Source organism: Pseudoalteromonas neustonica (assembly GCF_001653135.1).
In the GTDB taxonomy this organism is placed as follows: Bacteria; Pseudomonadota; Gammaproteobacteria; order Enterobacterales; family Alteromonadaceae; genus Pseudoalteromonas; species Pseudoalteromonas neustonica.
In genome coordinates this window covers 1-3208 of record NZ_BDDS01000045.1, presented here as the reverse complement: position 1 = coordinate 3208, position 3208 = coordinate 1, and the positions used below count along the sequence as shown (strand labels likewise).

Here is a 3208-nt window from a genome sequence, read left to right as displayed (position 1 = left end):
AACAACTCCAAGAGGTTGTAATGAAAATTAATACTCGCCCAAGGAAAATACTAAATTATCAGACAGCTGAAGAAGTCTTTATTAATTAGTGATTTAAGGTTTGGTGCACTTGGAACCTGAATTCGGGTTTGACTAACAGTGGATTTAGATCTTTGGATCCGCCGTAGGATAAGGATGTGCTACTGGCGGCAGTGGCGAAAACCTCGTACCAAAGTACGCAGTTTAATGAAATTGGGTGTTAGCGAGCGACTCGCCATAGCCTGTGGTATCACCAGTACCAAAAGTAGGCCCTTGTAGAAGCTCAAAAACAAAAGGAATTAACATTGCGCTAGGCAATGACTACTTAGCATCACAAGGTTTAGTGTCATTGAAAGATATTTGGATCAATATTCATTACAGGAGATGAACCGCCCATTGCGGACCCGCATGATGGGTGGTGTGGGGGCTGGAGGTTAGAGACCTCCGGCTACCCGATTAGAGCACGTTTATATTAAAGCCACTCAATTATGCCAACTATAAATATTGCTGCTAAGCCCAATAAACTTACACCAAAAGAGATACTTCTTAATAGCTTTAGATTTAAATAATAACAAAGCATATGGCCAATTCTGCCAACTAAATACACTATGGCGCTTATATTGAGATAATTAGCGTTTGCTGAAGATAGAATAGAAAAACAAACAAGGAGTATAAAAATAGCCACACTCTCGTTTGTATTTGATAAAGCTCTAGTTGAACGAAAGTGCAGGTTATTATGGTTAGACTCAATTGAGTAACCCGGTATATGGCGAGATTTTATACCAACGACATCTGCTACTAAAAGTTGCACGAAAAAGGTTAAACCTGATAACCCCATGACTAAAACTGTAATATTATACGGTTCGATAAATTCCAACGTAACTTCCTTTTTAAAAACTGAGAACAAATTGGTTACACCAAGTGCCCTAACGAGGCTGTAGAATAACTCTAACAGCCAAATTCAATTAAAAAACGAGCTCCTGTAATTAACTCTAAGCGCTTTTAAAGCATTAGGTAATGCATTTGGAACCCATAAAACAGGCTGTTTTTCTTAAAAAAGAGTAATTCTACAGCCACAACGCTTTGCTAAGCGGCAATAAAATTGTTGGCTAAAATAACGAATGCAGTGAGGAAAGCCAACTGTTTTTTGTCCGTTTAAGCAACTTGTTAGCATACTGGGTACACCTGTAGTTTAAATTTTCTTTGACAGCCAATGCATGACATTGAGAAGAAACTGTTCATTTTGTTCCGCACCATCAGAGACTAAGCCATATTTTTTACCCGTTGAAACCGTAACTTGCGATGAGAACGTCATCCCCTCAGAAAACACTGCAACTCGACCTTCTCCAACTTCCAAAACTGCTCCTTGATACCAGCCATTCATTGATACTCTTGGAGTTTTGCCATTTATTTGAAAAGGTATCTCGGGCACAACAGATGTGGCTCCTTTACCTAGAGTCAAAAGGGGCTGTGCACTTTCAGGTATTTGAAAAGCGGAACCACCAAATGTTTTAACTTGAGTGATACCTTGGGTTATTGAATGTTCTATAAGGGATTTATTATCTAAGCGAAATAAAGCGTCACGGACATGACCATTACTAAACTCAAAACCAAAAGCAGATGATAATTTTTCTATAACTTTTGGAAAAGGTGTGTGATCGGCAACTAGAAAAAGAGAACCACCTTGTGATACCCATTGTTTAACGGCTTCAACTTCTCCTTTGTCAAAGGCATCCCCGAATGGGGGGGTCCAGTCCTGTCTATTTTTATCTAGTGCATTTGCGACTACCAATATATCCGCTTGTTTTAAATAAGTTAAAGTGAACTTTTCTTTACTAGATTTTACAGTATAACCATCACTAGACAGAACTTGAGAAAAAGGCTTGTATCTGCCCTTTTTTGTAAGGAAATTATTATGAGCCTCATCAATAAGAACAACAGGGCTATTAAATTTAGAAAAGGTACTATTGATATTTTTGGGGACGAAATCAGGATCTGGTTGTTGATCACTATCAGAACAAGACGACACACCAACTAAAAGGAGTCCTAAAAGAATAGTTTTACAAATTGATTTCATTTAAATGTTCCATATTGATTGCCACGATTCCAATTAAAGTATGCTAACGAGACTGTAGAATTACTCTAACAGCCAAATTCAATTAAAAAACGAGCTCCTGTGATTAACTCTAAGCGTTTTTAAAGCATTAGGTAATGCATTTGGAACCCATAAAACAGGCTGTTTTTCTTAAAAAAGAGTAATTCTACAGCCACAACGAGCCTGTAGAATAACTCGTTTTTAATTTATTTTTATTGATGCTTCAACCATAGCTGAGTTCCTATTTTGGTTCAATCGACAACTGACTTTCACGTAAATATAAAAAAGAGGATTTGGTGTTGTTTTAATGGGCGTTTTGGAAGGTATGGCAGGTGTTTAAGTGGCTTATTTAAGGTGATAAGGGGTTTCCCCTTATTAATGTATCGTGTTTCTCAGCTTTTCTAGATTATGAACAAGGCAATACAGTTGCCATTGCGCATTCACTTTCGTTTGTCCGCGTAAGGTCAATTTGTTCATGCCTTTATTGACTGTAATATTCCGCTGTTTATTTAGAGGAAAGCAGGCTCTATACAGCCTAGTCGTTTGCCATTCCTTCAATAAAAAGCTGCCGTCGCCCCATTGGACTGTCTATTTTAACTTTCATTTTGTCGATATAGCTTAGCTTTTTACGTGATTCATCATTTTTAAACTGTACTTGCCGCCCTGTTTTTATTGGTGGCTTTCGCATGCATTGCTGTTGCAGTGGGCATACTTTGCAATCTTTTAAGTAACCGCAGAATCGCGTGTATTCTTGATTGTGACTCTTTACATTAACCCCGCTTCGCCACATACCATTGCCTGCGGGGCAGAGGCAGGTTTGGGTTGTTTCATCATAATGAAAGTCCTCTGAGGTAAATAACCGTGGCTTGCCATTACGCCTTTTTAGGCGGCGCTTTTCTTGCTCTGTTTCATACGTTTGACTGTCTTTAAACAGCGGGTTTCGTTTTCTAAATTGGTTATCCGCAATATAAGTATCAAAGCCACTTTTCGCCATGTATTCAAGGTTTACTTCGCTGTTAAAACCACTGTCTGCGGTAAATTTGATTGTGTGTTTGTCTGCGGATTTATCTGTGTTCAGTTTATCTAACTGCTGTT

2 protein-coding genes and 2 pseudogenes are annotated in these 3208 nt (G+C 38.4%); 1 reads left to right on the top strand and 3 read right to left on the bottom strand.

Going from position 1 to position 3208, the window contains the following annotated elements; all coding sequences use genetic code 11:
* Positions 1 to 138: 138 nt before the first annotated feature.
* Positions 139 to 406: pseudogene (locus A7967_RS23540) on the top strand (group II intron reverse transcriptase/maturase); the annotation flags it as partial.
* 84 nt (positions 407 to 490) lie between these two features.
* On the opposite strand, the gene A7967_RS21905 reads toward A7967_RS23540, so the two are convergent.
* The 3 genes and pseudogenes from A7967_RS21905 to A7967_RS23580 all read right to left on the bottom strand — a co-directional run.
* A complete protein-coding gene (locus A7967_RS21905; protein WP_054206937.1) occupies positions 491 to 895 on the bottom strand; it encodes an MAPEG family protein in 405 nt (134 codons plus the stop codon).
* A 315-nt stretch (positions 896 to 1210) separates the two neighbouring features.
* Entirely contained in the window at positions 1211 to 2095 is an 885-nt protein-coding gene (locus A7967_RS21900; protein WP_054206936.1) for a hypothetical protein, read from the bottom strand.
* Positions 2096 to 2488: 393 nt separating this feature from the next.
* A pseudogene (locus A7967_RS23580) lies at positions 2489 to 3208 on the bottom strand (transposase); the annotation flags it as partial.